The organism is Nocardiopsis alkaliphila YIM 80379 (assembly GCF_000341005.1).
GTDB lineage: Bacteria > Actinomycetota > Actinomycetes > Streptosporangiales > Streptosporangiaceae > Nocardiopsis > Nocardiopsis alkaliphila.
This window is the reverse complement of sequence record NZ_ANBD01000181.1, coordinates 1-21,790: the sequence shown is the minus strand read 5'-3', so window position 1 is coordinate 21,790 and position 21,790 is coordinate 1. Positions and strand designations below refer to the sequence as shown.

General features: G+C 68.0%; 18 protein-coding genes. 5 read left to right on the top strand and 13 right to left on the bottom strand.

The features are described from left to right. Positions 1-54 precede the first annotated feature (54 nt). Complete coding sequence (locus D472_RS0123800; protein ID WP_026118016.1) at positions 55-1,917, top strand: ABC transporter ATP-binding protein; 1,863 nt, start codon at positions 55-57, stop codon at positions 1,915-1,917. Between the two features lie 35 nt (positions 1,918-1,952). Here the strand turns inward: D472_RS0123800 and D472_RS0123795 are convergent, their stop codons facing one another. The 10 genes from D472_RS0123795 to D472_RS0123750 form a co-directional block, all read right to left on the bottom strand. Next, complete coding sequence (locus D472_RS0123795; RefSeq protein ID WP_026118015.1) at positions 1,953-2,468, bottom strand: hypothetical protein; 516 nt, start codon at positions 2,466-2,468, stop codon at positions 1,953-1,955. Between the two features lie 22 nt (positions 2,469-2,490). Further along, a complete protein-coding gene (locus D472_RS0123790; RefSeq protein WP_017606942.1) occupies positions 2,491-3,366 on the bottom strand; it encodes a M23 family metallopeptidase in 876 nt (291 codons plus the stop codon). Positions 3,367-3,418: 52 nt separating this feature from the next. Beyond that, entirely contained in the window at positions 3,419-3,646 is a 228-nt protein-coding gene (locus D472_RS0123785) for an antitoxin (protein WP_017606941.1), read from the bottom strand. A 122-nt stretch (positions 3,647-3,768) separates the two neighbouring features. Next, positions 3,769-5,109 carry a magnesium transporter gene (gene mgtE / locus D472_RS0123780; RefSeq protein WP_017606940.1) on the bottom strand — a complete coding sequence of 447 codons (1,341 nt, stop codon included), beginning with the start codon at positions 5,107-5,109 and terminating at the stop codon, positions 3,769-3,771. Between the two features lie 275 nt (positions 5,110-5,384). Next, positions 5,385-6,488: a PP2C family protein-serine/threonine phosphatase gene (locus tag D472_RS0123775; RefSeq protein WP_017606939.1), complete on the bottom strand. Its 1,104-nt coding sequence runs from the start codon at positions 6,486-6,488 to the stop codon at positions 5,385-5,387. Between the two features lie 439 nt (positions 6,489-6,927). Next, positions 6,928-7,395, bottom strand: a complete 468-nt coding sequence (locus tag D472_RS0123770) for a ribose-5-phosphate isomerase (protein WP_026118013.1) — start codon at positions 7,393-7,395, stop codon at positions 6,928-6,930. A 105-nt stretch (positions 7,396-7,500) separates the two neighbouring features. Further along, positions 7,501-7,647 carry a hypothetical protein gene (locus D472_RS28795; protein ID WP_017606937.1) on the bottom strand — a complete coding sequence of 49 codons (147 nt, stop codon included), beginning with the start codon at positions 7,645-7,647 and terminating at the stop codon, positions 7,501-7,503. A 125-nt stretch (positions 7,648-7,772) separates the two neighbouring features. Further along, positions 7,773-9,194 (bottom strand): aldehyde dehydrogenase family protein, encoded by a 1,422-nt coding sequence (locus tag D472_RS0123760; protein WP_017606936.1) that lies wholly within the window; start codon positions 9,192-9,194, stop codon positions 7,773-7,775. 138 nt (positions 9,195-9,332) lie between these two features. Next, the gene (locus D472_RS28790) at positions 9,333-9,488 is read right to left on the bottom strand and encodes a hypothetical protein (protein ID WP_017606935.1); all 156 of its coding nucleotides are present in this window, start codon (positions 9,486-9,488) and stop codon (positions 9,333-9,335) included. A gap of 16 nt (positions 9,489-9,504) precedes the next feature. Next, entirely contained in the window at positions 9,505-10,137 is a 633-nt protein-coding gene (locus D472_RS0123750; protein WP_017606934.1) for a mycothiol-dependent nitroreductase Rv2466c family protein, read from the bottom strand. A gap of 246 nt (positions 10,138-10,383) precedes the next feature. Between D472_RS0123750 and pepN the strand changes: the two genes are divergently transcribed. Further along, complete coding sequence (gene pepN / locus D472_RS0123745) at positions 10,384-12,924, top strand: aminopeptidase N (RefSeq protein ID WP_017606933.1); 2,541 nt, start codon at positions 10,384-10,386, stop codon at positions 12,922-12,924. A gap of 101 nt (positions 12,925-13,025) precedes the next feature. On the opposite strand, the gene malQ is transcribed toward pepN, so the two are convergent. Continuing rightward, positions 13,026-15,065: a 4-alpha-glucanotransferase gene (gene malQ, locus D472_RS0123740; RefSeq protein WP_017606932.1), complete on the bottom strand. Its 2,040-nt coding sequence runs from the start codon at positions 15,063-15,065 to the stop codon at positions 13,026-13,028. Positions 15,066-15,259: 194 nt separating this feature from the next. On the opposite strand from malQ, the gene D472_RS27915 reads away from it, so the two are divergent. Continuing rightward, positions 15,260-16,612 carry an MFS transporter gene (locus D472_RS27915; protein ID WP_083903565.1) on the top strand — a complete coding sequence of 451 codons (1,353 nt, stop codon included), beginning with the start codon at positions 15,260-15,262 and terminating at the stop codon, positions 16,610-16,612. Here the strand turns inward: D472_RS27915 and D472_RS0123725 are convergent. Beyond that, positions 16,509-17,948 carry an amidase gene (locus D472_RS0123725; protein WP_026118012.1) on the bottom strand — a complete coding sequence of 480 codons (1,440 nt, stop codon included), beginning with the start codon at positions 17,946-17,948 and terminating at the stop codon, positions 16,509-16,511. The two genes, D472_RS27915 and D472_RS0123725, sit on opposite strands and share 104 nt — an antisense overlap. A gap of 213 nt (positions 17,949-18,161) precedes the next feature. On the opposite strand from D472_RS0123725, the gene D472_RS0123720 reads away from it, so the two are divergent. After that, positions 18,162-18,947 carry a nuclease-related domain-containing protein gene (locus tag D472_RS0123720; protein WP_017606928.1) on the top strand — a complete coding sequence of 262 codons (786 nt, stop codon included), beginning with the start codon at positions 18,162-18,164 and terminating at the stop codon, positions 18,945-18,947. Positions 18,948-19,175: 228 nt separating this feature from the next. After that, positions 19,176-21,038 (top strand): dihydroxy-acid dehydratase, encoded by a 1,863-nt coding sequence (gene ilvD / locus D472_RS0123715; RefSeq protein ID WP_017606927.1) that lies wholly within the window; start codon positions 19,176-19,178, stop codon positions 21,036-21,038. 93 nt (positions 21,039-21,131) lie between these two features. Here the strand turns inward: ilvD and D472_RS0123710 are convergent, their stop codons facing one another. Beyond that, the gene (locus D472_RS0123710) at positions 21,132-21,335 is read right to left on the bottom strand and encodes an FmdB family zinc ribbon protein (protein WP_017606926.1); all 204 of its coding nucleotides are present in this window, start codon (positions 21,333-21,335) and stop codon (positions 21,132-21,134) included. Between the last annotated feature and the right edge of the window lie 455 nt (positions 21,336-21,790).

Here is a 21,790-nt window from a genome sequence, read left to right as displayed (position 1 = left end):
ACGCACCGGTGTTGACGCATGAGTGGCGAACCGATGCACGAAACGAGGCTGTCGATGATGTCAGGGAGGCCCTCCTACAGGGCTTTGGTCAACGATGGGAGCGCCCGGGGACAGCGACTCCCTCCCGGGATCACCCGGCGCATTCTGTCGTACGCGCTGCCGCACACCCGGTCCATCCTGCTATTCCTGCTGGTGACCTCGGTGGGTGCGGGTGTGGTGGTGGCCAACCCCCTGCTCCTACGGGCCATCATCGATCAGGGCATCATCCCGGGTGACACCTCACTGGTGGTGTGGCTGGCCATCGCCGCCGGAGTGCTGGCGCTCCTGGAGGGTGTGATCACCCTGACCGGTCGGTGGCTGTCCGCGCGGATCGGCGAGGGCGTCATCTACCTGCTGCGCACCCAGGTGTTCACGCACGTGCAGAAGATGCCGATCTCCTTCTTCACCCGGACCCAGACGGGTTCGCTGATCAGTCGTCTGAACACGGACGTGGTGGGTGCCCAGCGGGCCATCACCTCGGTCCTGCAGTCGGTGGTCTCCAACCTGATCAGCGTGGTCGCGGTACTGATCACCATGCTGGCCCTGTCCTGGCAGGTCACCCTGCTCGCGCTGGCCCTGGTGCCGCTGTTCATCGTCCCCGCGAAGTTGTTGGGTCGCAGGCTCGCGAACATCTCCCGCGACGCCATGGACAACAACGCGTCGATGAGCTCGTTGATGACCGAACGGTTCAACGTCGGCGGCGCCATGCTGGTCAAGCTGTACGGACGCCCGGACGAGGAGAGCCGCGGATTCGCCAACAAGGCGGCGCGCGTGCGCGACCTGGGAGTCCGCCAAGCGGTCATCGGCGGCCTGCTGTTCACGATGCTGGCCACCATCACGGCCCTGGCCATCGCCATGGTCTACGGTGTGGGCGGCGTGCTGGCCGTGGACGGCGCCTTCGAGGTCGGCACGCTGGTGGCGCTCACCACCCTGCTGGCCCGCCTGTACGGCCCCCTCACCACACTGTCCAACGTGCACGTGGAGATCATGACCGCGCTGGTCTCCTTCGACCGGGTCTTCGAGGTGCTGGACCTGGAACCACAGATCAAGGAGAGTCCGAACGCGCGCCCGCTACCGGACGGACCGCTGAGCGTGGAGTTCGACCAGGTCTCGTTCCGCTACCCGGGCTCTTCGGAGACTTCGGTGGCCTCCTTGGAGCTCACCCCGCAGGCTGAGAACGGTGAGGACGTCCAGGTGCTCAGCGGGGTCTCCTTCCACGCCGAACCCGGTCGGATGGTGGCCTTGGTCGGTCCCTCCGGCGCGGGCAAGACCACTCTGACCCACCTGGTGTCACGCCTGTACGATCCGACCGACGGACGGGTGCGGGTGGGTGGCCTGGACCTGCGCGAGGTGACCGGGGGCTCATTGCGTTCCTCGGTGGGCGTGGTGACCCAGGAGGCGCAACTGTTCCACGACACGGTGGGGGCCAACCTGCGCTACGCGCGCCCGGACGCGACCGACGCCGAACTGGTGGAGGTCTTGCGGCTGGCTCGGTTGGGGTCACTCCTGGAGCAGCTCCCCCAGGGCTTGGACACCATGGTGGGCGATCGTGGTTACCGCTTGTCGGGTGGTGAGAAGCAGCGGCTGGCCATCGCCAGGCTGCTGCTGAAGGCACCGTCGGTGGTGATCTTGGACGAGGCCACCGCGCACCTGGACTCGGAGTCGGAGGCCGCGGTGCAGGAGGCCTTGGCGGTGGCGTTGGAGGGCCGCACGTCCCTGGTGATCGCGCACCGCCTGGCGACCGTGCGCGAAGCCGATCAAATCCTGGTTCTGGAGGACGGTCGGATCCTGGAGCGCGGTACCCACGACGACCTGTTGGCCGCGGGTGGTCTGTACACGGCGTTGTACCGCACCCAGTTCGCTCCGCAGGACGGTTGAGGACCCGCCGACCCGGAGTGTCCTTCGGGTCGGCGCTAGGAGCGCTTCTGAGCCTTCTCCAGGGCTTTGCGCGCCTTCTTCTGGGCCTTCCTGGCCTTCTCGTGTTTCTTTTCGATCTTCTTGGTCTTCTTGGCGGCCTTGGAGCGCTTGGGCTTGTCGGATTTCTTCGGTTTCTTCGGTTTCTTCGCCTCCTTGGAGGTCAGATGTTCCTCCAAGGAGGCGGGAAGCGGGGCCAGACCCGGCCCGCCCTCGAAGATCCAGTCGTCGACGGCCTCCAGGAGCCCGTCCTCGGCCATCTCGCCGAGCCAGACGGGACGGCCACCCGCCGCGCGCCCCTGGGCGGAAGGCCGCACCACGATGACGTTGGCCTGGAAACAGATGCCCAGGCACTTGCTGGTACGCACGGGGACACGTCTGGCGGCATGGTCGTCGATCGCGCTCAGGCGGGCGAGCTGTGCCTCATGGTCCACGCCCGGCACCTTCTTCTCGGTGCCGCAGCAGCATCCGCGGCAGACCGTGATTTTGCAGGGCGCGCCCTCGGTCGAGCTCATCGCCCCATCCCTCACCTCATGGTTAGGTTCGCCTTACTTCGCCAGGGTAATCTCTCATCGGACCTGCCTGAACTGCGGAGATCACATCCGGCCCGGTGATCTCCACAGGCCTCCAGGTTTCGGGCAAGCCTTCGAACCCCGGATCGGCGCTCTTCCAGCCACTCCCCCACACGAAGGGAAGCCCGGCGGCCATGAGCGGATGCGACAGGTCCATCAGCTGCATCCGCACCTGGGGCTCGGTGCAGGCCCCCGAGTTCCCACAGCGCGCCAAGGGCTGCCCGGCCCGCACTCGATCTCCGTTGGTCACGAGGATCGATCCTCGCCGTAGGTGCCCCAGGAGTACGTACGTCCCACCCACGTCGATCACCACGTGGTTGCCCAGAAGGCCGGCGGGCCCTTTGAGTTCACGCAGGCTGTTCTCCAAGACCGAGCCGATCAGCCAAGGCCACGAGTTGCGGCTGCGGTGGTCGCGCTGACGGTCGTGCACCCGCACCACCGTGCCTGCCGCCGGGGCGTACACGACCATGTCGAAGGCGGGAAAGTCTTGTGGGGGCCGGCTGAGCGGGCGCCAGGCGATGTCGGGGCGGGTACCGTCCTCGGCGACCAGACCGAGCGCGTGGGTCTGCCCGTAGGCATGGGTGCCCTGGCTGGGCACGTGGTCCACGGGACTGGTCAGGGCCATCCAGCGACCACGGACCGGTGGCGCGAGAACCCGTGGAGCACAGCGGGGCGTCCCCCAGCGCAGGTGCACGACCAGCGCCACCGCCAGAAGCACACCCCCCACCCACCAGGAGAGGCCGAGATAACCGGCCAGGAGCGCGACCATGGCCAATCCCATGAGCGGCACGCGGACCCTGGCGAGGAAGATCGTGAACGGACGTGGAGCGGATGAAGGCATCCACCATTGTGGACCCGTTCCACCCGCTCCGTGCTCTTGGGCTCACCACCCTCTAGGGCTTTTTGCGACCGCCTCCACCGTCACCCTCGTCGCCCCCTCCACCTTGCTTGCGCAGGTAGTCGGTGGCGGCGTCGGCTCCCTTGTCGATCTTGTCGTCGTACTTGCCCCCGGTCGCCTTCTTCGCGGCCTCGGCCGCCTTGTCCACGAGGCCCCCGGCCTTGTCCGAGTGCTCACCGGCCATCTTCTTCAGCCGATCGAACGACTCTCCCCTACCGGACATGGCATCCCCCTCGAATCCGTTGACCTTCTGGGACGATACCCGCTTCGTCTGCGCTTCATGCCGTACGTGACCACCGCGGTGGCCGATACGGAGACACGGGCCCCGGCCCCTCCAGATCCCGGTCACAGACCGAGGACCATCCGGGCCACCGAGAAGTAGATGAGCAGCCCGGTGGCGTCGACGAGCGTCGCGACCATCGGGGAGGAGACCACCGCCGGGTCCACTCCGACCTTTCGGGCCAGCAATGGCATCGACGACCCGATGATCGCCGCCCAGGTACAGATGGCGATCACGGACAGGGCGACCACCAAGGCCACCGAGAGTCCCACCAGCAAAGAGCCGATGATCAGCGCGACCCCGGAGAGCAGCACTCCCAAGAGCAGGCCGACCCGAGCCTCCTTCCAGATCACCGACGGCAGGTCGCGCACTCGCACCTCGCCGACCGCCACGGCGCGCACGATCGCCGTCGCCGACTGGGCGCCGACGTTACCGCCCGTACCGATGAGCATCGGCACGAACATCGCCAGCGCGGTGACCTGTTCCAGGGTGGCCTCGTACACCTGCATGACGTTGACGGTGAGCGTGGCGGCGACGATGAGCAACAGGAGCCACACCGAGCGGGCGCCCACCAGGCGCAACACTCCGACGGTCACGTAGTGCTCGTCGATGGGGCTCGCACCGGACTGCAGCGCCATGTCCTCGGTGTCGGCCGACTCGATGACCTCGAGGGCGTCATCGAAGGTGAGCAGACCCAGGAATCGGCCCTCGGAATCCACCACCGGCAGCGACACCAGGTTGGCCTCCTGCATCAGTCGGGCGGCGTCCTCGGCAGGTTCGTAGGCACTGATCCGGGGGGCGAAGACGTCCACCAGGTCCTTCAGGGTCCATTCGTCGTCGCTGACCACCAGGTCGCTCAGAGTGATGGTGCCGACCAGGCGTCGGCCGTCGCTGACCACCGGCAGGGTATAGATCGTCTCGGCGTTGGCTCCTTTGGCGCGCACCACCTCCAAGGCCCGGCCGACGGTGAGGTCGCGGTGCAGGATGACCGTCTCGGGGGTCATGTACCGCCCGACCGAGTCCTCGGGATAGCCCAGGAGCGCGGCGGTCATCCGACGTTCGGCCGGGCTCAGTCCGGCCAGGGCCCGGGTGGCGATCTTGGCCGGCGCCTCCCCGATCAGACGTGCCCGGTCGTCGGGCTCCATCTCTTCGAGGAGCTCTTGGAAGGCGGTGCCGCGCAGACCCAGGAGGATGGCCTGTTGTTGGCTCGGCTCGAGTTCTTCGAAGACCTCCAGCTCCCGTTCCTTGTCCAGGAGGCGGAAGGGGATGATGGCTTCTCGGCCGGACATTCGAACGAGTTCGTCCGCGATCTCGTGGGGCCTGTGTTCGGCCAACCAGAGCCTGATCCCGGTCAGGTCGTTGTTCTCGACCAGCTCGATGAGTTCTTCAGCGCGTTCGCCGTCCATGCGAAGCACCCCCTTGCGTCTCCTGGGCCCGATGCGACACGTCCGCCGGGCCGGTGAAATCCGGGAAGGTCCGAGACCGTGGGCGGGCCCGGGCCCGGCCCCTCGTCACTGGTGTGGTGAGCCGTGCGGCGTCGGCGCCCGGGGGCGGGAGAGGGCGGGCACGGCGATCCGGGGACGTGTACGAAGAACCTCGTACCGGGGTCGGGGAACCCTTCGACCCTACCGCCGGCGCAGGTGGGTTCGGCTCACCCCCGGGGCTTCGGCGCGGGAGCGGGTCAGGTTCGCCAGAGGACGACGAGGGCGCAGTCGTCGTTCTTGTCCTTGCTGAGGGCGTCCACGAGCTCGCTCGCTCCGGTGGCGAAACCCTGGCCGACCAGTGCGTCCGCTGCTCCTAGGAGTCGGTCGATGCCGGCGTCCAGGTCCTCGCCCGGGGTCTCGATGAGGCCGTCGGTGCAGAGCATGATGGCATCGCCCGGACGGAGTACACCTTCGACGAAGGTGTAGCTCATCTCGGGGATGACGCCCAGGACCACACCCTTGGCCTCGGTGGTGCTCCACACACCGCTGCCACCGTCGAAGTGCAGGGCGGGCGGGTGTCCCGCGGAGGCGACCTGGTAGTCGCCGGTGTCGGTGTCCACGCTCAGATGGACGGCGGTGACGAAGCCCTCTCCGCCGCCGTGCCTCATCAGGTAGTCGTTGCAGTGGGCGAGGAAGTCCTTGGCGGGTACGGCACCGATGAGTCCGCTGAAGGCACCCGACAGGAGCAGCGCGCGGGTACCGGCGTCCACACCCTTGCCGGACACGTCCACCACGGCGATGTCGAGCCTGCCGTTCCTTCGGTTGGAGACCACGAAGTCACCACCGAAGGAGGAGCCGCCGGCCTGGCGCAGTACCGCGGTACGGCCCCACCCGTTGGGGACCTCGGGGAGCCCGCCTTGGTGGCGTAGTCGGTCACGCAGGTCCAGCAGCATCATCTCACCGCTCAGACCCTGCACGCCGAGCCGTTCACGTACCCCCGACAACAGGTAGGACAGGACCGCGGTGACACCGATGGTGACCAACAGCCCCGGCCCCACCTGACCGAAGTCGAGCATGGACGCCACGAAGACCAGGACCGCCGCGACCACACCGAGCAGGAACGCCAGACTCTTACGCTTGAGCAGCAGACCGCCGGCCAGGAGGGTGAGGATGGTGGAACTGGGCGGGAACCAGCCGGGCGGGCCCCATACGGCGCCCACACCGATCCCCACCGCGATGGTCACCAGGGTGATGAGGACGAGCCGATAGCGAAAGAGCACCTTGCGCCTGAGCACCGCGACGAGCCGCTGCGTGGTGGATCGCAGCAGACGGGTGGCCTTGGCGGTCGGTGTGGAGTTCATGGATCCTCTGGCTCGGCGCGCCCGCTCGCCTGCGGGGGTCACTCCTGGTCGTCGTACGGCGCACCGCCGCGGCCGAAGTCGCGTCGGAGCGGATCTGGTGTGGGGGCCGGATGTGAGGGGAGTATCCGATGGCGAGAAGGTCGTCCGGGGGACGGCACCTGATGTGCCGCGGATGGTCGTGGCCCGCCACTGTGCACGAACTGTAGCGCTTGGGGTGCCGAAGTAGCACGTGCGTCCGGCACCGTTCCACCCCGTAACCCGGGGTTTGGGCTCCGCCTAAACCCGATCGAAGAACGCCTGGACCTGGGGGCGACGCGACTGATCCGAGCCAGGATCCCACACCGCCCCCGGATCCACCAGAGGTGGGCTCTCCAAATGCGGGGCCGTGTGTGCCGAAGGCGGGAAGGCCCTCGCGTACACGCGAGGGCCGGAAGGGTCGTCACGGAAGCGGGGGAAGCTCGCCGCTGCGTTCGTAGTCGGTGAGCATCCCGATCCGGCGGGTGTGTCGCTCCTCGTCGCTGTACGGGGTCCGCAGGAAGAGCTCCACGAAACGAGTGGCCTCCTCCAGGGAGTGCATTCGCCCGCCGATGCCGAGCACGTTGGCGTCGTTGTGCTCACGCGCCAGCTTGGCGGTGTCCTCGCTCCAGGCCAGGGCGGCACGGACGCCCTTGACCTTGTTGGCGGCGATCTGCTCACCGTTGCCGGAACCACCGATGACGATGCCCAGGGAGCCCGGGTCCTTCGCCACGCCCTCGGCGGCCCGTAGGACGAACGGTGGGTAGTCGTCCACCGCGTCGTACACGGCCGGTCCGGCGTCCACGACCTCGTGGCCCCGCTCCTTCAACCAGGAGACGAGATGTTCTTTGAGCTCGAAGCCCGCATGATCTGATCCAAGGTAAACACGCACGTCACCAGTGTGGCATCTCACCAGCACGCCGAACGCCGCGCCCCTTCGAAAAGGGGCGCGGCGTCGGAGCGTGCGGGAGACGCCCAGGGCGCTCCGTGGGTCGTCTCAGGCGCTGGCCGCGATGGCGGCGACGGTCAGGCCCAGGACGCCGAAGACACCCATGAAGACGATAGCGATCATGTTGTACAGAAGGATCGCCTTGAGGTCCTTACTGAGAGGAACGGCCTTGGAGACCGCGGGCTTGTTGCTCAACTCACACCTCGTTCGGTTTCAAACAGGGGACGACCAGTCGAAATTTTCCCACACCGCACAACACGGCCGTCACGGGGTCCGATTCCCGCCCCCAGCGCACCACACGGTGATGTCACCCACAGGCGTCACATCTGCACGGCCTTGACCTCGCAGAACTCCACCAGGCCGGGCAGGCCCCACTCCCGGCCGTTGCCCGAACGCTTGTAGCCCCCGAAGGGAGCACGGGGGTTCAGGGCACCCCCGTTGAGCTCGACCTGCCCGGCGCGCAGTCCGCGGGCGACGGCCAGCCCTTGTTCGGGGTCGCCCGACCACACCGCGGCGTTAAGTCCGTAGACGGTGTCGTTGGCGATCTCGACCGCTTCCTCCACCGTGTCGTAGGGGATGAGGGCGAGGACCGGGCCGAAGATCTCCTCCTGGGCGATCCGCATGTCGTTACGCACGTCCGCGAAGACGGTCGGTCTGACGTAGAAACCGCTGTCCCGTCCCTCCACCGGCTCGGACCCTCCGATGACCAGACGGGCGCCCTCCCGCACCCCGAGGTCGATGTAGGAACGGACCTTTTCCAGCTGGGCCGCGGACACGAGCGGGCCCATCCTGGTGTTCTCGTCGGTCGGGTCGCCGGGGACGTACTTGGCCGCGGACACGGCGGCCAGCTCCACGGCCTCCTCGTAGGAGTCGCGATGCACCAACATACGGGTGAGCGCGTTGCAGCTCTGCCCGGTGTTGCGCATCACGTCGGCGACGCCACGCTTGACCGCCTGGGTCAGGTCGGCGTCGGGCAGGATGACGTTGGGTGACTTGCCGCCCAACTCCAGGGCCACTCGTTTGACGGTCTCGGCCGCCACCTGGGACACCCGGGTGCCGGCCCGGGTGGAACCGGTGAAGGAGACCATGTCGACCTTCGGGTGGGCGGCGATCGCCTCACCCACCACCGGCCCGGTTCCGCTGACCAGGTTGAACACACCGGCTGGAAGCCCGGCCTCCTCGAACACCTCGGCCAGGGAGTAGGCGCTCAACGGAGCGATCTCGCTGGGTTTGAGGACCACGGTGTTGCCCGCCAGCAGGGCGGGAACGACCTTGAGGACGATCTGGTGCAGCGGATAGTTCCATGGAGTGATGGCCCCGACCACGCCGATCGGTTCGTGCACCACCAGGGAAGTACCGACCTTCTCCCCGGTGAAGTAGCGCTCGCCGTGCTCCTCCACCAGGTCGATGTAGGTGCGGAACATCAGAGCCGGCAGCCCGGCCTGCACCTTGGTGGCGAACCCGACCGGAGCGCCGATGTCCTCGGTCAAGACCGCGGCGATGTCCTTCTGGCGAGCGTTGAACAACTCCAGTGCCTTGGTCAGATGGCTGACGCGCTGCCCCGGGGTGAGCGCGGACCAGGTTCCAAAGGCGGCGGCCGCGGCCTCGACCGCGGCCTCGACGTCGGCGATGGAACCGGCCGGAACGGTGTCGATGACCTGCTCGGTCGCCGGGTTGACCACGTCCAGGGCCTCGTCGGAGGTGGAGTCGCACCAGGCGCCGTCGATGTAAAGGGATCGCATGGCTCCACTGTCGCAGAACCGGATTCTGGTTGGCCAGGGCGGGGAGGCCGAACCGCCCGGTACCCGTGGTTTCACCGGTACCGGGCGGTGTTCGGACACCTCTGGCCGCCCAGGGGTGGGCGGTCTGGTCGGCTCGGGTCAGTCCCAGTGCGGAGGCCGGTCGGCGATCAACCGGGCCGTGGAGTCCTCTTCGGAGTCGCCCCACCCCTCGGAGCGTTCGTCACCGGTGATGTCGGGCAGGATCTCGAGGTCGTCGAGGAAGTCGACACGACGGTCGTCATCGGGCCCGGGCATGGGATCTCCTAGGGATTCAGTCGAAGATGGGGTCGCGGGTGCGGGTGCGCTTGAGCTCGAAGAACCCGTCGGTTCCGGCGACCATGCGCACGCCGTCCCACAGCTTCCCGGCCTCTTCCCCGCGCGGCGCGGGGGAGACGACCGGACCGAAGAACGAGACGCCCTCGACCTGGACGACCGGGGTACCGACGTCCTCACCGACCAGCTTCATCGCCTCCGCGTGCGAGGCGCGCAGGGCCTCATCGTAGACGGTGGAATCCGCGGCCTCGGCCAGGTCCTCCGGCAGGCCCGCGTCGACCAGCGCGGCCCGCACCGTCTCCAGGCCCTGGGGTTCGCCCTGATTGTGGAAACGGGTACCCAGCGCGGTGTACAAGCGCCCCAGGACCTCGGGGCCGAAGCGCTGTTCGGCGGCGACGCACACGCGCACGGCGCCCCAAGAGCGAGCGATCGCCTGCATGTACTCCTCGGGCAGGTCCCGCCCCTCGTTGAGCACTCCGAGACTCATCACGTGCCAACGCACCCGCACCGGTCGGACCTTCTCCACCTCCAGCAACCAGCGAGAGGTCATCCAGGCCCACGGGCACGCCGGGTCGAACCACATGTCGGCCCAGGCGAACTCGTCACCCCGTCGCTCGGCGGTCTGCGTCATCGAATGCTCCTCGTCCGGTGGATCGAAAACTTCGTGGCGTGGGGCGGCGTCCACGGAACACGCCCTAAGGCCTCAACCATGGCCATCGGTTGCGCATTCCACGCCCACGCGTGGCAGGATCGAAACCGATAGACGACTTCGGCCCGACGACACCCACCCCTTGGGAGACCCCTGATCGGCGGGGTCGCCGTGGTCGGCAACGAACACTCCGGCCGGCGACGATGGCGGCCGTGAAGGGAGCTTTGCGTGGCAGGGAACCTCACACGGGACGAGGCTCGGGAGCGGGCGCGGATCCTCAGCGTCGACTCCTACGCCGTGGAGCTGGACCTGACCACCGGGGACGAGACCTTCCGGTCCACCACCACGGTGCGTTTTTCGAGTTCCCAGGCGGGGGCGCGGACCTTCATCGATCTGGTCGCCCCCAAGATGCACGGCGCGGTGCTCAACGGCACCGAACTCGACGTGGCCGCGCTGTTCGACGGTGAACGCCTCACCCTGCCCGAGGTGGCCGAGCACAACGAACTGACCGTGGTGGCCGACGCCGCGTACATGCGCACGGGCGAGGGTCTACACCGCTTCGTCGACCCGGTCGACGAGTCGGTCTACCTGTACAGCCAGTTCGAGACGGCCGACGCACACCGCATGTTCACGTGCTTCGACCAGCCGGACCTCAAGGCCACGTTCGAGTTGACCGTGTACGCGCCCGCGTCCTGGGAGGTCGTGTCCAACAGCGCCCCCGACACCGAGCGCGAGGCGGCCGGCGAGGAACGGGTGCGCTGGCACTTCCCCGCCACCCCGGTGATGTCCACCTACATCACCGCACTCATCGCCGGTCCCTACCACGTGGTCCGCGACGAACACGATGGCATTCCGCTGGGCCTGTACTGTCGCGCCTCGTTGGCCGAGCATCTGGACTCCGAAGCCCTGTTCGAGGTCACCAAGCAAGGCTTCGACTTCTTCCACGACCTGTTCGGCGTGCGCTACCAGTTCGGCAAGTACGACCAGCTGTTCGTACCCGAGTTCAACGCCGGGGCCATGGAGAACGCCGGCGCGGTCACCTTCTTGGAGGACTACGTCTTCCGATCCCGTGTCACCGACGCCCGTTACGAACGCCGGGCCGAGACCATCCTGCACGAGATGGCGCACATGTGGTTCGGTGACCTGGTCACCATGCGCTGGTGGGACGACCTGTGGCTGAACGAGTCCTTCGCCACCTACGCCAGTGTGTACTGCCAGGCCAACGCCACCAAGTGGACCGACGCCTGGACCACCTTCGCCAACGTGGAGAAGGCGTGGGCGCTGCGCCAGGACCAGCTGCCCTCCACCCACCCGATCGCCGCCGACATGGTCGACATCCAGGCCGTGGAGGTCAATTTCGACGGCATCACCTACGCCAAGGGCGCCTCGGTGCTCAAGCAGCTCGCGGCCTACGTGGGCGTGGACGCGTTCTTCGCGGGCGTGCGCGCCTACTTCAAGGAGAACGCGTTCGGCAACACCGAACTGAAGGACCTCCTCAAGCACTTGGAGGCCGCCTCCGGCCGTGACCTGTCCGGCTGGTCGCGTGAATGGTTGGAGACCACCGGCGTCAACACCATGCGCCCGGAGTTCGAGGTGGACGCCGACGGGAACTTCACCTCCTTCGCGATCCTCCAAGAAGCCGACCCCGAGCACCCGACGCTGCGTTCGCACCGCCTGGCCGTGGGTCTGTACGACCGCACGGAACAGGGCGTCGTGCGCCGCGACCGGGTGGAGCTGGACGTGCGCGGCGAGCGTACCGAGGTGGCCGAACTGATCGGCCGGGCCCGTCCCGACCTGGTCCTGATCAACGACGACGACCTCACCTTCACCAAGGTCCGTCTCGACGAGCGTTCGCTGCGCACCGTCGTGGAGAGCGCGGGCGAGATCCGTGAGTCCCTGCCGCGCGCCCTGGCGTTCGGTGCCGCCTGGGACATGACCCGCGACGGCGAGATGGCCGCCCGTGACTACGTCGAACTCGTCATCTCCGGGATCAGCGGCGTGAGCGACGTCATGGTCGCCCAGACCCTGCTGCGTCAGGCCGCGGGAGCCGTCATCAACTACGCCGACCCGGCCTGGCGTCCCGTCGGTTTCGAGAAGCTGAGCACCCGCCTGCGCGAGCTGCTGTCCACCGCCGAGCCCGGCGGCGATCTACAGTTGGCCTACGTCAACGCGCTCGCGACGGTGGCCGTCACCGAGGCCGATCTGTCACTGCTGCGTGGTCTGTTGGACGGTGCGATCACCGTGGACGGTCTGACCATCGACACCGACCTGCGCTGGACCCTGCTGCGGCGTCTGGTCTCCACCGGTGAGGCCGGTGAGGCCGAGATCGCGTCCGAGGCGGCGGCCGACCCCACCGCGACCGGGCAGCGCAACGCCGCGGGCGCCCGAGCCGCCATTCCCACGCCGGAGGCCAAGGAGGCCGCCTGGGAGCGGATCGTGGGCGGTGACCTCGCCAACGCGGAGTTCCGTGCGGTGCTGTCGGGCTTCACCGAGCCACTGCAGTCCGAGCTGTACCGCCCCTATGTGGATCGGTACTTCGCCCAACTGGCTCCGGCCTGGGACAAGTGGACGGGTGAGTTCGCGCAGACCTTCGCCGAAATCGTCTACCCGAGCCAGTTGGTGGAGGAGACGACCCTGGAGCGTACCGACACCTACATCGCCGAGCACTCCCCCGCTCCCGCGCTGCACCGCCTGCTGATCGAGGGACGTGCCGGAGTGGAGCGTGCCCTGCGCGCCCGTGCCACGGACATCGCCGCCGGTCAGGGCTGATCGGCTCGGAAAGCCGGTACGGGACGGCCTCGGAGGGGATACCGCCTCCGAGGCCGTCCCCCTGTTCGAAGGTCTTTCGGGATCCGGCGTTTCTCGGCCGGCTACGATCCCCGGCCGTATCCGCCCAGCGGTCCCAGGGTTCGGCGAATCCGACCCACCATGCGCGGGTCGGCGAGCAGTTCGTCCACCAGGACCGGTTCCCCCTCGCCATTGGTCAGAGGGATCCGCCAGTTCGGGTACTCGGTGCTGGTGCCCGGCTGGTTCTGCATACGCCGCTCCCCCACCACGTCGGTGAGCGCCACCCCCAGCATCCGGGCCGGGGTGGCCGCCAGGTAGGCGTGCATCGCCGCCACCACCGCGGCCGGATCGGCCACCGGATCCACCTCCTCGTCCAATAGTCCCAGTTCCACGAACAGGTCACGCCAGCGGCCCACTCGCGCTTCGGAGTCGGCGAGTTCCTCCTCCATCGGACGCTCGAGCAACCCCAGGCGATCACGCAGGTCCACGTGTTCGGCCGACAGGTACGAGGCCACCGGGGGCAGGTCGTGGGTGGCGATGGTGGCCAGGCAGTCCCTGCGCCACCGGTCGGGTGCGAGGGGCTCGCCCTCCTCGTCGTTCTCGAACCACAACACGGAGGTACCGAGGACGCCACGATCGGACAGGTGCTCGCGTACCCACGGCTCCACGGTGCCCAGGTCCTCGCCGACGACCACCGCGTCCGCCAGGTGCGCGGCCAGGGTCAGCACGCCCACCATTCCCTCGTGGTCGTACCTGAGGTAGGTGCCCTGGTCCGCGGAGGCGCCCTCGGGGACGCACCACAGGCGGAACAGCCCCATCACGTGATCCACCCGAAGACCGCCCGCGTGCCGAAGGTTGCACGCGAGGATCTGGTGCAGCGGACCATAGCCGAGTCGGGCCAGGACGTCGGGGTTCCAGGGGGGTTGTCCCCAGTCCTGCCCACGTCGGTTGAACTCGTCCGGTGGTGCGCCCACGTGCAGCCCTTGGACGAGCGCGTCCCGGTACATCCAGGCGTCGGCGCCACCGGCCCGCACCCCGATGGCCAGGTCGTGCATGATGCCCAGGCTCATCCCGCCGTTGAGGGCGCTCTGCTGGGTCCGGGCGAGTTGTTCGTCCAGGATCCACTGGACCCAGCGGTGGAACTCCACCCGTGGCCAGCGTTGGAGTGCCTCCCGTCCCACCGCGAGCGCGTTGACGTCACGTAGGTGCGCGGGCCAGGTGCGATGGTCGGGGCCGTACTCTTCGGCGAGCGCGGACCAGGTGGCGAACTCGACCAGGGACCGGCCCTCACGTTCCAGGTACAGGCGTAGCGCCTCCTCCCGACCGGGGGACCTGGGCACTTGGAAGAGCACCTCCAACGCGGCGAGTTTGGCCTCCCAGACGGCGTCACGATCCAGCAGGTCCGCGGTGCGACCGCGCTCGCGCAGAGGTCGGGCCAGGCGTTGGACGCCCTCACGTTGGACGGGATCGAGTCGTGCGTACTCGGGCACGTCCTCGATCCTGATGTAGAGCGGACTGGCGTAGCGGCGGCTCACCGGAAGGTAGGGCGAGGGTTCGACGGGCGTGAGCGGTTCGGTGGCGTGCACCGGGTTGATCAGGGCGAAGTCGGCGCCCAGGTCGCGGGCGCTCCAGTCGACGAGTTCGGCGAGGTCGTGCAGGTCACCGGTGCCCCAGGAAGCACGCGAACGGACACTGTAGACCTGGGACATCACCCCCCACAGGCGGGGGTTATGGCGCAGCACGCTGGGTTCGAGCCGGTCGGGAACCACCAGGAGTGGGGCGTCGTGTTCCCTGCCTTTCTCCGTCACCCGCAGGGTGTGCACTCCCAGGGGCAGACCGGGGTCGAAGGGCAGCAGGGCACCGTCGGCGGTCTCGACGATGCTGCGGGCGCCATCGGGCAGCACCGGGTCGGGTGCCTTGCCCTCTCGGACCACCACCGCGGGCGGCAGCAACCCTCTGTCCGGACCCGCCGACGTCGCGGGATCGGACGGATCCACTCCCAACGACGTCAGGACATGACGGATCGTGTCGGGGCTGACGGGCACCCGTTGCCCCCGCCAGTCCTGGTACGTGGTCGCGATCCCGTACTGCTCGGCCACCCGGGCCAGCTGAACGTCCTTCACAGCAAACGATCATGCCCCACCTGGGCGTCCGTACACGGGAAGGTGGCCCGGCGTGGGAACGAAAATCGTCCCGGCCACTCCGGCTCCCCGGCCGGCCCGGGGCCATCGCGACGTCGCCGGGGGCGGCTGAGGAAGGTGCGAACGGTTCCCTCGGTCCGTCCCGGACCACCTGGGCGGACCGCATAATCGAGGGTGTGCTCGCCAACTACCGACGGCTCTTCGCCGTGCCCCACGTCATGTCCCTTCTGGTTTGGTCCCTGACGGCCAGGTTCTACACACCGGGGCTCATGATCGCGGTCACCTTCCTGGTCCAGGGTTGGACCGGCTCCTACACGCTGGCCGGGTTGGTGGCGGGCGCCTTCACCCTGGGAATGGCGTTGGTGGGTCCGCTGCGCGGGCGTATGGCGGATCGGGGCGGCGTCGACAGGCTGATCCTGGTGTGCGCTGTGGTGTTCACCGTCGGGTTGTCGGTCCTGGCGCTGTTGCCGGCCTCCCTGTGGTGGCTGTCGATACCGCTGGCCTTGGGCACCGGGTTGTTCGGCACTCCGGCCAACCAGATCGTGCGTGCCCTGTGGCCACGGCTGACCAGGGGACCCGAACGGCAGGCCATCTACGCGGCGGAGGCCACCACACAGGAGTTGCTGTTCGTCTTCTCCCCCATCCTGACCGCCGCCGTGGTGGCGATGGCCGGCCCTCGGTACGCCCTGTTGATGCTGGCGATCCTGGGCCTATCGGGTGCGGTGGGGTTCGCGTGGGCCCTGCGTCGCGCCGGGGTGACCGGCCCCGCGCCCGACGAGGAGGGAACGGCGGCCCCGGTGAGCGACCGTGCGCGGCCGGGCCGGCGACGGAGCCTACTGCGTTCCCCTGCCCTGTGCCTGATCTTCGCGATGTGCCTGCTGATCGTTTGCGGTGTGATGGGCACGGATCTGGTGATCGTGGCGTGGGCCAACGAACTGAACGCACCCCAGTACGTGATGGTGCTGGCCTCGGTGTGGGCCCTGGGATCATTGGTGGGCGGTGCCATCGCGGGCGGTCGAAAGGGAACACCCCGCCTCCCGCTGCGGGCCTTCGCCGCCGCCTTGGGCATGGCGGCGCTGATTCCGTTCATGCCGCCGATCACCCACCTGCCCACCCCGTTGTTGATCACTCCGCTGCTGTTCGTGTCCGGACTGGCCCTGGCACCGACGCTGGCCGCCGTGATGGGCCGCTTGGGCGAAACCGCTCCCGCGCATCGGCGGGCGGAGGCGTTCGGATGGTTGGCCACCGCCATGAGTACCGGTGGTGCGATCGCCGGACCGCTCACCGGTGCCCTGGTGGACACTCACGGGATCGCGGGCGGGACGCTGGGAGCGGTGTGCCTGGTCACGGTGGCGGCGGTCTTCAGCCTTTTCCTGCGGCGCCCCACGGCCACCGTGGAGACCTCACCGGCGACCGGGGACCGACTCAGTCCTCCAGACCGGGTGGGACCTGGTACGACCACGGCCGAGCCGCCTCCAGCTGAGCCGACAGGGACAACAGAGTGCCCTCGCCCCCCATCCGCCCCGTGAGCATCACACCGATCGGTAGTCCCTGGTCGGACCAGTGCGAAGGGACGTTCACGGACGGCTGCCCGGACACGTTGTACACCGAGGTGAACGGCGCGAACTCGGTCATGATCCGGAACTCGGCCTCGGGCCCCTCCTCGGTGAAGTGGCCGATGGGTACCGGTGGACTGGCCAGGGTCGGTGCGAGGACGGCGTCGTAGGGCGTGGTGGCGGTCAGCAACGAACGCACGCCCAACTGGAGCCGGGACCAGGCCGCGACGAGGTCGGTGGCGGGCGTGTTCCTGGCTCGTTCGCGCAGCCACCGGTTGATCGGGGTGAGTTCGTGTTCTCTCGCGGGGTCCACGGCCATGGCCGCGGCCATGGCCGACCACAGGTACTGGAAGTCGCGGGCGTAGCCGCCCCGAAAGTGGGCGTCGATGGGTTCGTCGATCTCCTCCACCTCATGGCCCAGTTCCGACAGGAGCAGGGCGGTTCGCTCATAGGCCGCCAGGACGTCCGCGTGGACCTCGATCCCCGCCGAGCCGGTGGTGGCGTAGCACCCGATCCGCAACCGACCGGGGTCGCGCCGGGCGTGGTCGGTGAACCTCTCACCGGCCGGCAGGGGCGGAACGGAGTAGGCGTCGCCGGGCGCGGACATCGTCATGACGTCCAAAAGCAGGGCCGCGTCCAGAACCGTCCTGGTCAGTGGTCCGGCGGTGGACAGACCGAACAGGTCGGACCGGTCTGGTCCAGCGGAGATCCGACCCCGGCTGGGTTTGAGGCCGAACAGCCCGCAGGCCGATGCGGGGATGCGGATGGAACCGCCACCGTCGCTCCCCTGGGCGGCGGGGGCGAGTCCGGCGGCGACGGCGGCCGCGGCGCCTCCACTGGAACCTCCGGGTGAGAGCCGGGTGTCCCAAGGGTTGCGGGTGGGCGGGGCGATGACGTTCTCGGTGTAACAGGTGGACCCGAACTCGGGGGTGTTGGTCTTGCCCAGGAAGACGACACCGGCTTCGCGGAGTCGGGCGACCACCGCGGAGTCGGTGGAGGCGACGAGGTCGGTGTACAGGCGTGAACCGAAGGTGACGGGTGCACCGGCCACAGCGCCCAGGTCCTTGATCGGAAGGGGGACCCCCAGCAGTGCCGGCAGAGAGTCCGGCGTGTCGGAGAGGATCCGCTTCTCCGCGTTGCGGGCTTGCTTCAAAGCACTTTCTTCAAGAACCGAAATGTAGGAACCATAACGCTGGTCGAGCCTACGAATCCGCGCCAGATAGTGCTCAGCAACCTCAAGAGGCGACAGTTCACGACCGCGAATCGACTCTGCGAGCCGTTGAAGGGAAAGATCGTGAATCCGGGTCATGGACCCCGAGGTTAATCGGGAAGGTCAGCGGGCACCACGACGTAGGAAACCGACCATCTCCAGAGATGATGGTGAAAAGACGATCCTTCCCCGAGTTGAGCATCCGAACACGTGCTCGGGAAAGAACTCAGAGAAGGAAAAGTGTGAGAAATAATGCACTAGGACTCGGATATGGATGGAACTAACCTGTCGGTCGTGGAATCGGCAACCAAAGTGAACAGTCGTAACCCATCGTCCGACGGGTCTGAACCCGAACGGCCCGAAGCCCTCTTCTTTCCCAACCAACGCAAGAGCTCCAGCGGATCCGGCGGCAAGGCCCTGTACGGTGCGCTCAAGTCCAACGACGCCTTGCGCAAGTGGCTTGTCCGAAGTTCGCTCGCCGCGGTGATCGCGGGCGGTGTCGGCATGCTCACCGGAGAATGGCGGGTCGGCGTCACCCTCGGACTGATCGCTCTGGTGGCGGTCATGGTGTGGAGTTCACGCCGGGAGTCCGAGATCCCACGCTGGCGCAAGCCCTCGGCGGCACAGCGCCGGACCGAAGCCCAACTCAAGGTCATGAAGCAGGTCGGTTATCGGGTGCTGCACGCACGCGCGGTCCCCGGCGGCAACGGCCAGATCGACCACTTCATCGTCGGTCGGCGCGGTGCCTTCGCCATCGACTCCGAATCCTGGGACAAGCGGCTCCCCCTGCGCAACAAGCTGGAGAAGCTGTACCACGGCCGATTCAGCAAGAACGAGCGGATCGACGAGGCCTTGGAGGAGGCCAAGCGCGCCGAGGAACTCATCAGCAAGGAGCTCGGACGCGACATCCAGGTCCGCGCCTCCCTGGCCATCTACGGCCCCGGTATGCCCTGGGACAGCCACCGGCTGCGCGGGGTGGACATCATCACCGGGACCAAGGTCCGCAAGTGGCTGCGCAGTGGCCGTGACCGACTCAGCGAGACCGAGATCGAGGAGATCTATCAGGCCGCCAAGAAGGCCCTGCCACCTCGCCACTGAGCATCCCCCTCCCCCTTCAGGCCCGGAAAGCGACGCACCGTCGTGGCCCCGGGCCCTACGTATGTCCGCGAACACGGCCCCGGAGAGTCCGACACCAAGGTTCCGACCGGCGTGAACCCGCCAAGGCGTCTCACGATACGGAACACTCGTCTTCCGAGGCGAGACCCAAGTCGTCCCGTATGGGGGCTACCATCAAGAGGAAACACCCGTAACGATGGGAGTCCATCCATGCCGGCCCTACGCTCACGCACGGTCACCCACGGCAGGAACATGGCAGGCGCGCGTGCCCTCATGCGCGCCACCGGTGTGGAGCGCGAGGACTTCGGTAAGCCCATCGTGGCCGTGGCCAACAGCTTCACCGAGTTCGTCCCCGGGCACGTCCACCTGCGCGAGGTCGCCGAGGTCGTGGCGAACGCCATCCGTGAAGCCGGGGGCGTGCCCCGTGAGTTCAACTCCATCGCCGTCGACGACGGCATCGCGATGGGCCACGGCGGCATGCTGTACTCGCTGCCCAGCCGCGAACTCATCGCCGACTCGGTGGAGTACATGGTCAACGCGCACTGCGCCGACGCCTTGGTGTGCGTGTCCAACTGCGACAAGATCACCCCGGGCATGCTGCTCGCGGCGATGCGTCTGAACATCCCCACCGTCTTCGTCTCCGGCGGTCCCATGGAGGCCGGCAAGGTCACGGTGGTCGACGGCACCGCCGTCACCGTCAAGAAGCTCGACCTGATCAACCCCATGATCGCCGCCGCCGACGAGAGCGTCTCCCAGGCCGAACTGGACGAGATGGAGGAGAACGCCTGCCCGACCTGCGGTTCCTGTTCGGGCATGTTCACCGCCAACTCGATGAACTGCCTGACCGAGGCGATGGGTCTGGCCCTGCCCGGCAACGGCACGGTCCTGGCCACCCACACCGCGCGCAAGGCGCTGTACGAGGACGCCGGACGGCTGGTCGTGGAGGCCGCCAAGCGCTACTACGAGGATGACGACGACTCGGTGCTGCCGTTGTCCATCGCCACCCCCGCCGCCTTCGCCAACGCCATGGCGTTGGACGTGGCGATGGGCGGTTCCACCAACACGATCCTGCACCTGCTGGCCACCGCCACCGAGGCCGGCGTGGACTTCGGGCTGCCCGAGATCGACGAGATCTCCCGCCGCGTGCCGTGCCTGTGCAAGGTCGCACCGAACACCGAGAAATACCACATCGAGGACGTGCACCGGGCGGGTGGCATCCCCGCGATCCTGGGCGAACTGGCCCGCGGCGGGCTGCTGGACACCTCCCTGTCGACCGTGCACGGCAAGACCATCGGCGAGTTCCTCGCCGAGTGGGACATCGCCTCGAAGACCGTGAGCCCCCAGGCCGTGGAACTCTTCCACGCCGCTCCCGGCGGCCGCCGCACCACCAAGGCCTACTCACAGAGCACACGCTGGGACACCCTGGACACCGACCGCGCCCAGGGTTGTATCCGCTCGGTGGAACACGCCTACACCAAGGACGGCGGCCTGGCCGTACTGTTCGGCAACCTCGCCCCCGACGGCGCGATCGTCAAGACCGCCGGTGTGGAGGAGGAACTGTGGACCTTCTCCGGTCCCGCCAAGGTGTTCGAGTCCCAGGACGACGCCGTGGAGGGCATCCTCAACAAGAAGATCGAGCCCGGTGACGTGGTCGTCATCCGCTACGAGGGTCCCAAGGGCGGCCCCGGCATGCAGGAGATGCTGTACCCGACGAGCTTCCTCAAGGGTCGCGGTCTGGGCAAGGCGTGCGCGCTCATCACCGACGGGCGGTTCTCCGGTGGAACCTCGGGGCTGTCCATCGGGCACGCCTCTCCCGAGGCGGCGGCCGGTGGTGACATCGCCCTGGTGGAGAACGGGGACGTCATCAGCATCGACATCCCCAACCGGGGCATCGTGCTGGAGGTCCCCGAGGACGAACTGAACACCCGACGCGAGCGCCTGCTCAAGGAGCTGGGTCGCTTCCAGCCGCGTGACAGGCAGCGCCCGGTGACCGCGGCGCTGCGCGCCTACGCCGCGATGGCCACCTCAGCGTCGACCGGCGCCGCCCGGGACGTCGGTCAGATCGAGAAGTAGAGCCATCACGTGAGGGGGCGGTCCCGCAAGGGGCCGCCCCTCCACTGTCGGCGACCGGTCGGTGCCGTGGCGCGCCGATCATCGTGGCCGCGGTCAACCGCAGCAGCCACCTCCGCAGCACCCACCGCCGGAGGGCGCCGGGGCGGCGGCGCGTCCGCCCACCGCGATGGTGGACAACAGGCGCACGGTGTCATCGTGGCCTTGGGGGCAGTCGGCGGGGGCATCGGAATCGGCCATGGACCGGGAGAGTTCGAAGGTGTCGCCACACTCGCGGCAGCGGAAGTCATATCTGGGCATGTCTTCAGGATAGTTCGGTTCTCACGCTTCGAAAGGGGCGAGAACCCGCACGCGCTTGTTCTCAACGTTCTTTACGGTGAGCGGTGGTGGGGTGTCCGGGGTGAGGGTAGCCGGGAGCGAGGTCCAGGAGCGGCTGGGGTGGGATGGGGCTGCTCAGGTCTGGTGGAGCGGGGCGGGGGCCGCGTGAGGCAGGGTGGGGGTTGTGCTGGTTGGGCGGGGTGCGGGTGGTTCTCCCCCTTTCCCGGCCGCGTGATGGTGGCCGTTTTTGCTGCGCGCGTCAAGGCGATGATGTGTGCGGTGGTTGCCGGGCCGGTGGCCTTGACCCGCTTGCTTCAACGGCGGAGTGGGCGGCTAGCGGGAAACGGGGGAGGTGTGGTCAGGGGGCAGGGCCCTTCGGGCCGCCAGGCGGCCGCTGGGCGGCCGGATGCCTACCTGCTTGTCTGGCTTGTCTCGTG

Coding starts and splice junctions, on each gene's coding strand:
- D472_RS0123800 (WP_026118016.1), top strand. CDS start 55: ATGATGTCAGGGAGGCCCTCCTACAGGGCTTTGGTCAACGATGGGAGC.
- D472_RS0123795 (WP_026118015.1), bottom strand. CDS start 2,468: ATGAGCTCGACCGAGGGCGCGCCCTGCAAAATCACGGTCTGCCGCGGA.
- D472_RS0123790 (WP_017606942.1), bottom strand. CDS start 3,366: ATGCCTTCATCCGCTCCACGTCCGTTCACGATCTTCCTCGCCAGGGTC.
- D472_RS0123785 (WP_017606941.1), bottom strand. CDS start 3,646: ATGTCCGGTAGGGGAGAGTCGTTCGATCGGCTGAAGAAGATGGCCGGT.
- mgtE (WP_017606940.1), bottom strand. CDS start 5,109: ATGGACGGCGAACGCGCTGAAGAACTCATCGAGCTGGTCGAGAACAAC.
- D472_RS0123775 (WP_017606939.1), bottom strand. CDS start 6,488: ATGAACTCCACACCGACCGCCAAGGCCACCCGTCTGCTGCGATCCACC.
- D472_RS0123760 (WP_017606936.1), bottom strand. CDS start 9,194: ATGCGATCCCTTTACATCGACGGCGCCTGGTGCGACTCCACCTCCGAC.
- D472_RS28790 (WP_017606935.1), bottom strand. CDS start 9,488: ATGCCCGGGCCCGATGACGACCGTCGTGTCGACTTCCTCGACGACCTC.
- D472_RS0123750 (WP_017606934.1), bottom strand. CDS start 10,137: ATGACGCAGACCGCCGAGCGACGGGGTGACGAGTTCGCCTGGGCCGAC.
- D472_RS0123725 (WP_026118012.1), bottom strand. CDS start 17,948: ATGACCCGGATTCACGATCTTTCCCTTCAACGGCTCGCAGAGTCGATT.
- ilvD (WP_017606927.1), top strand. CDS start 19,176: ATGCCGGCCCTACGCTCACGCACGGTCACCCACGGCAGGAACATGGCA.
- D472_RS0123710 (WP_017606926.1), bottom strand. CDS start 21,335: ATGCCCAGATATGACTTCCGCTGCCGCGAGTGTGGCGACACCTTCGAA.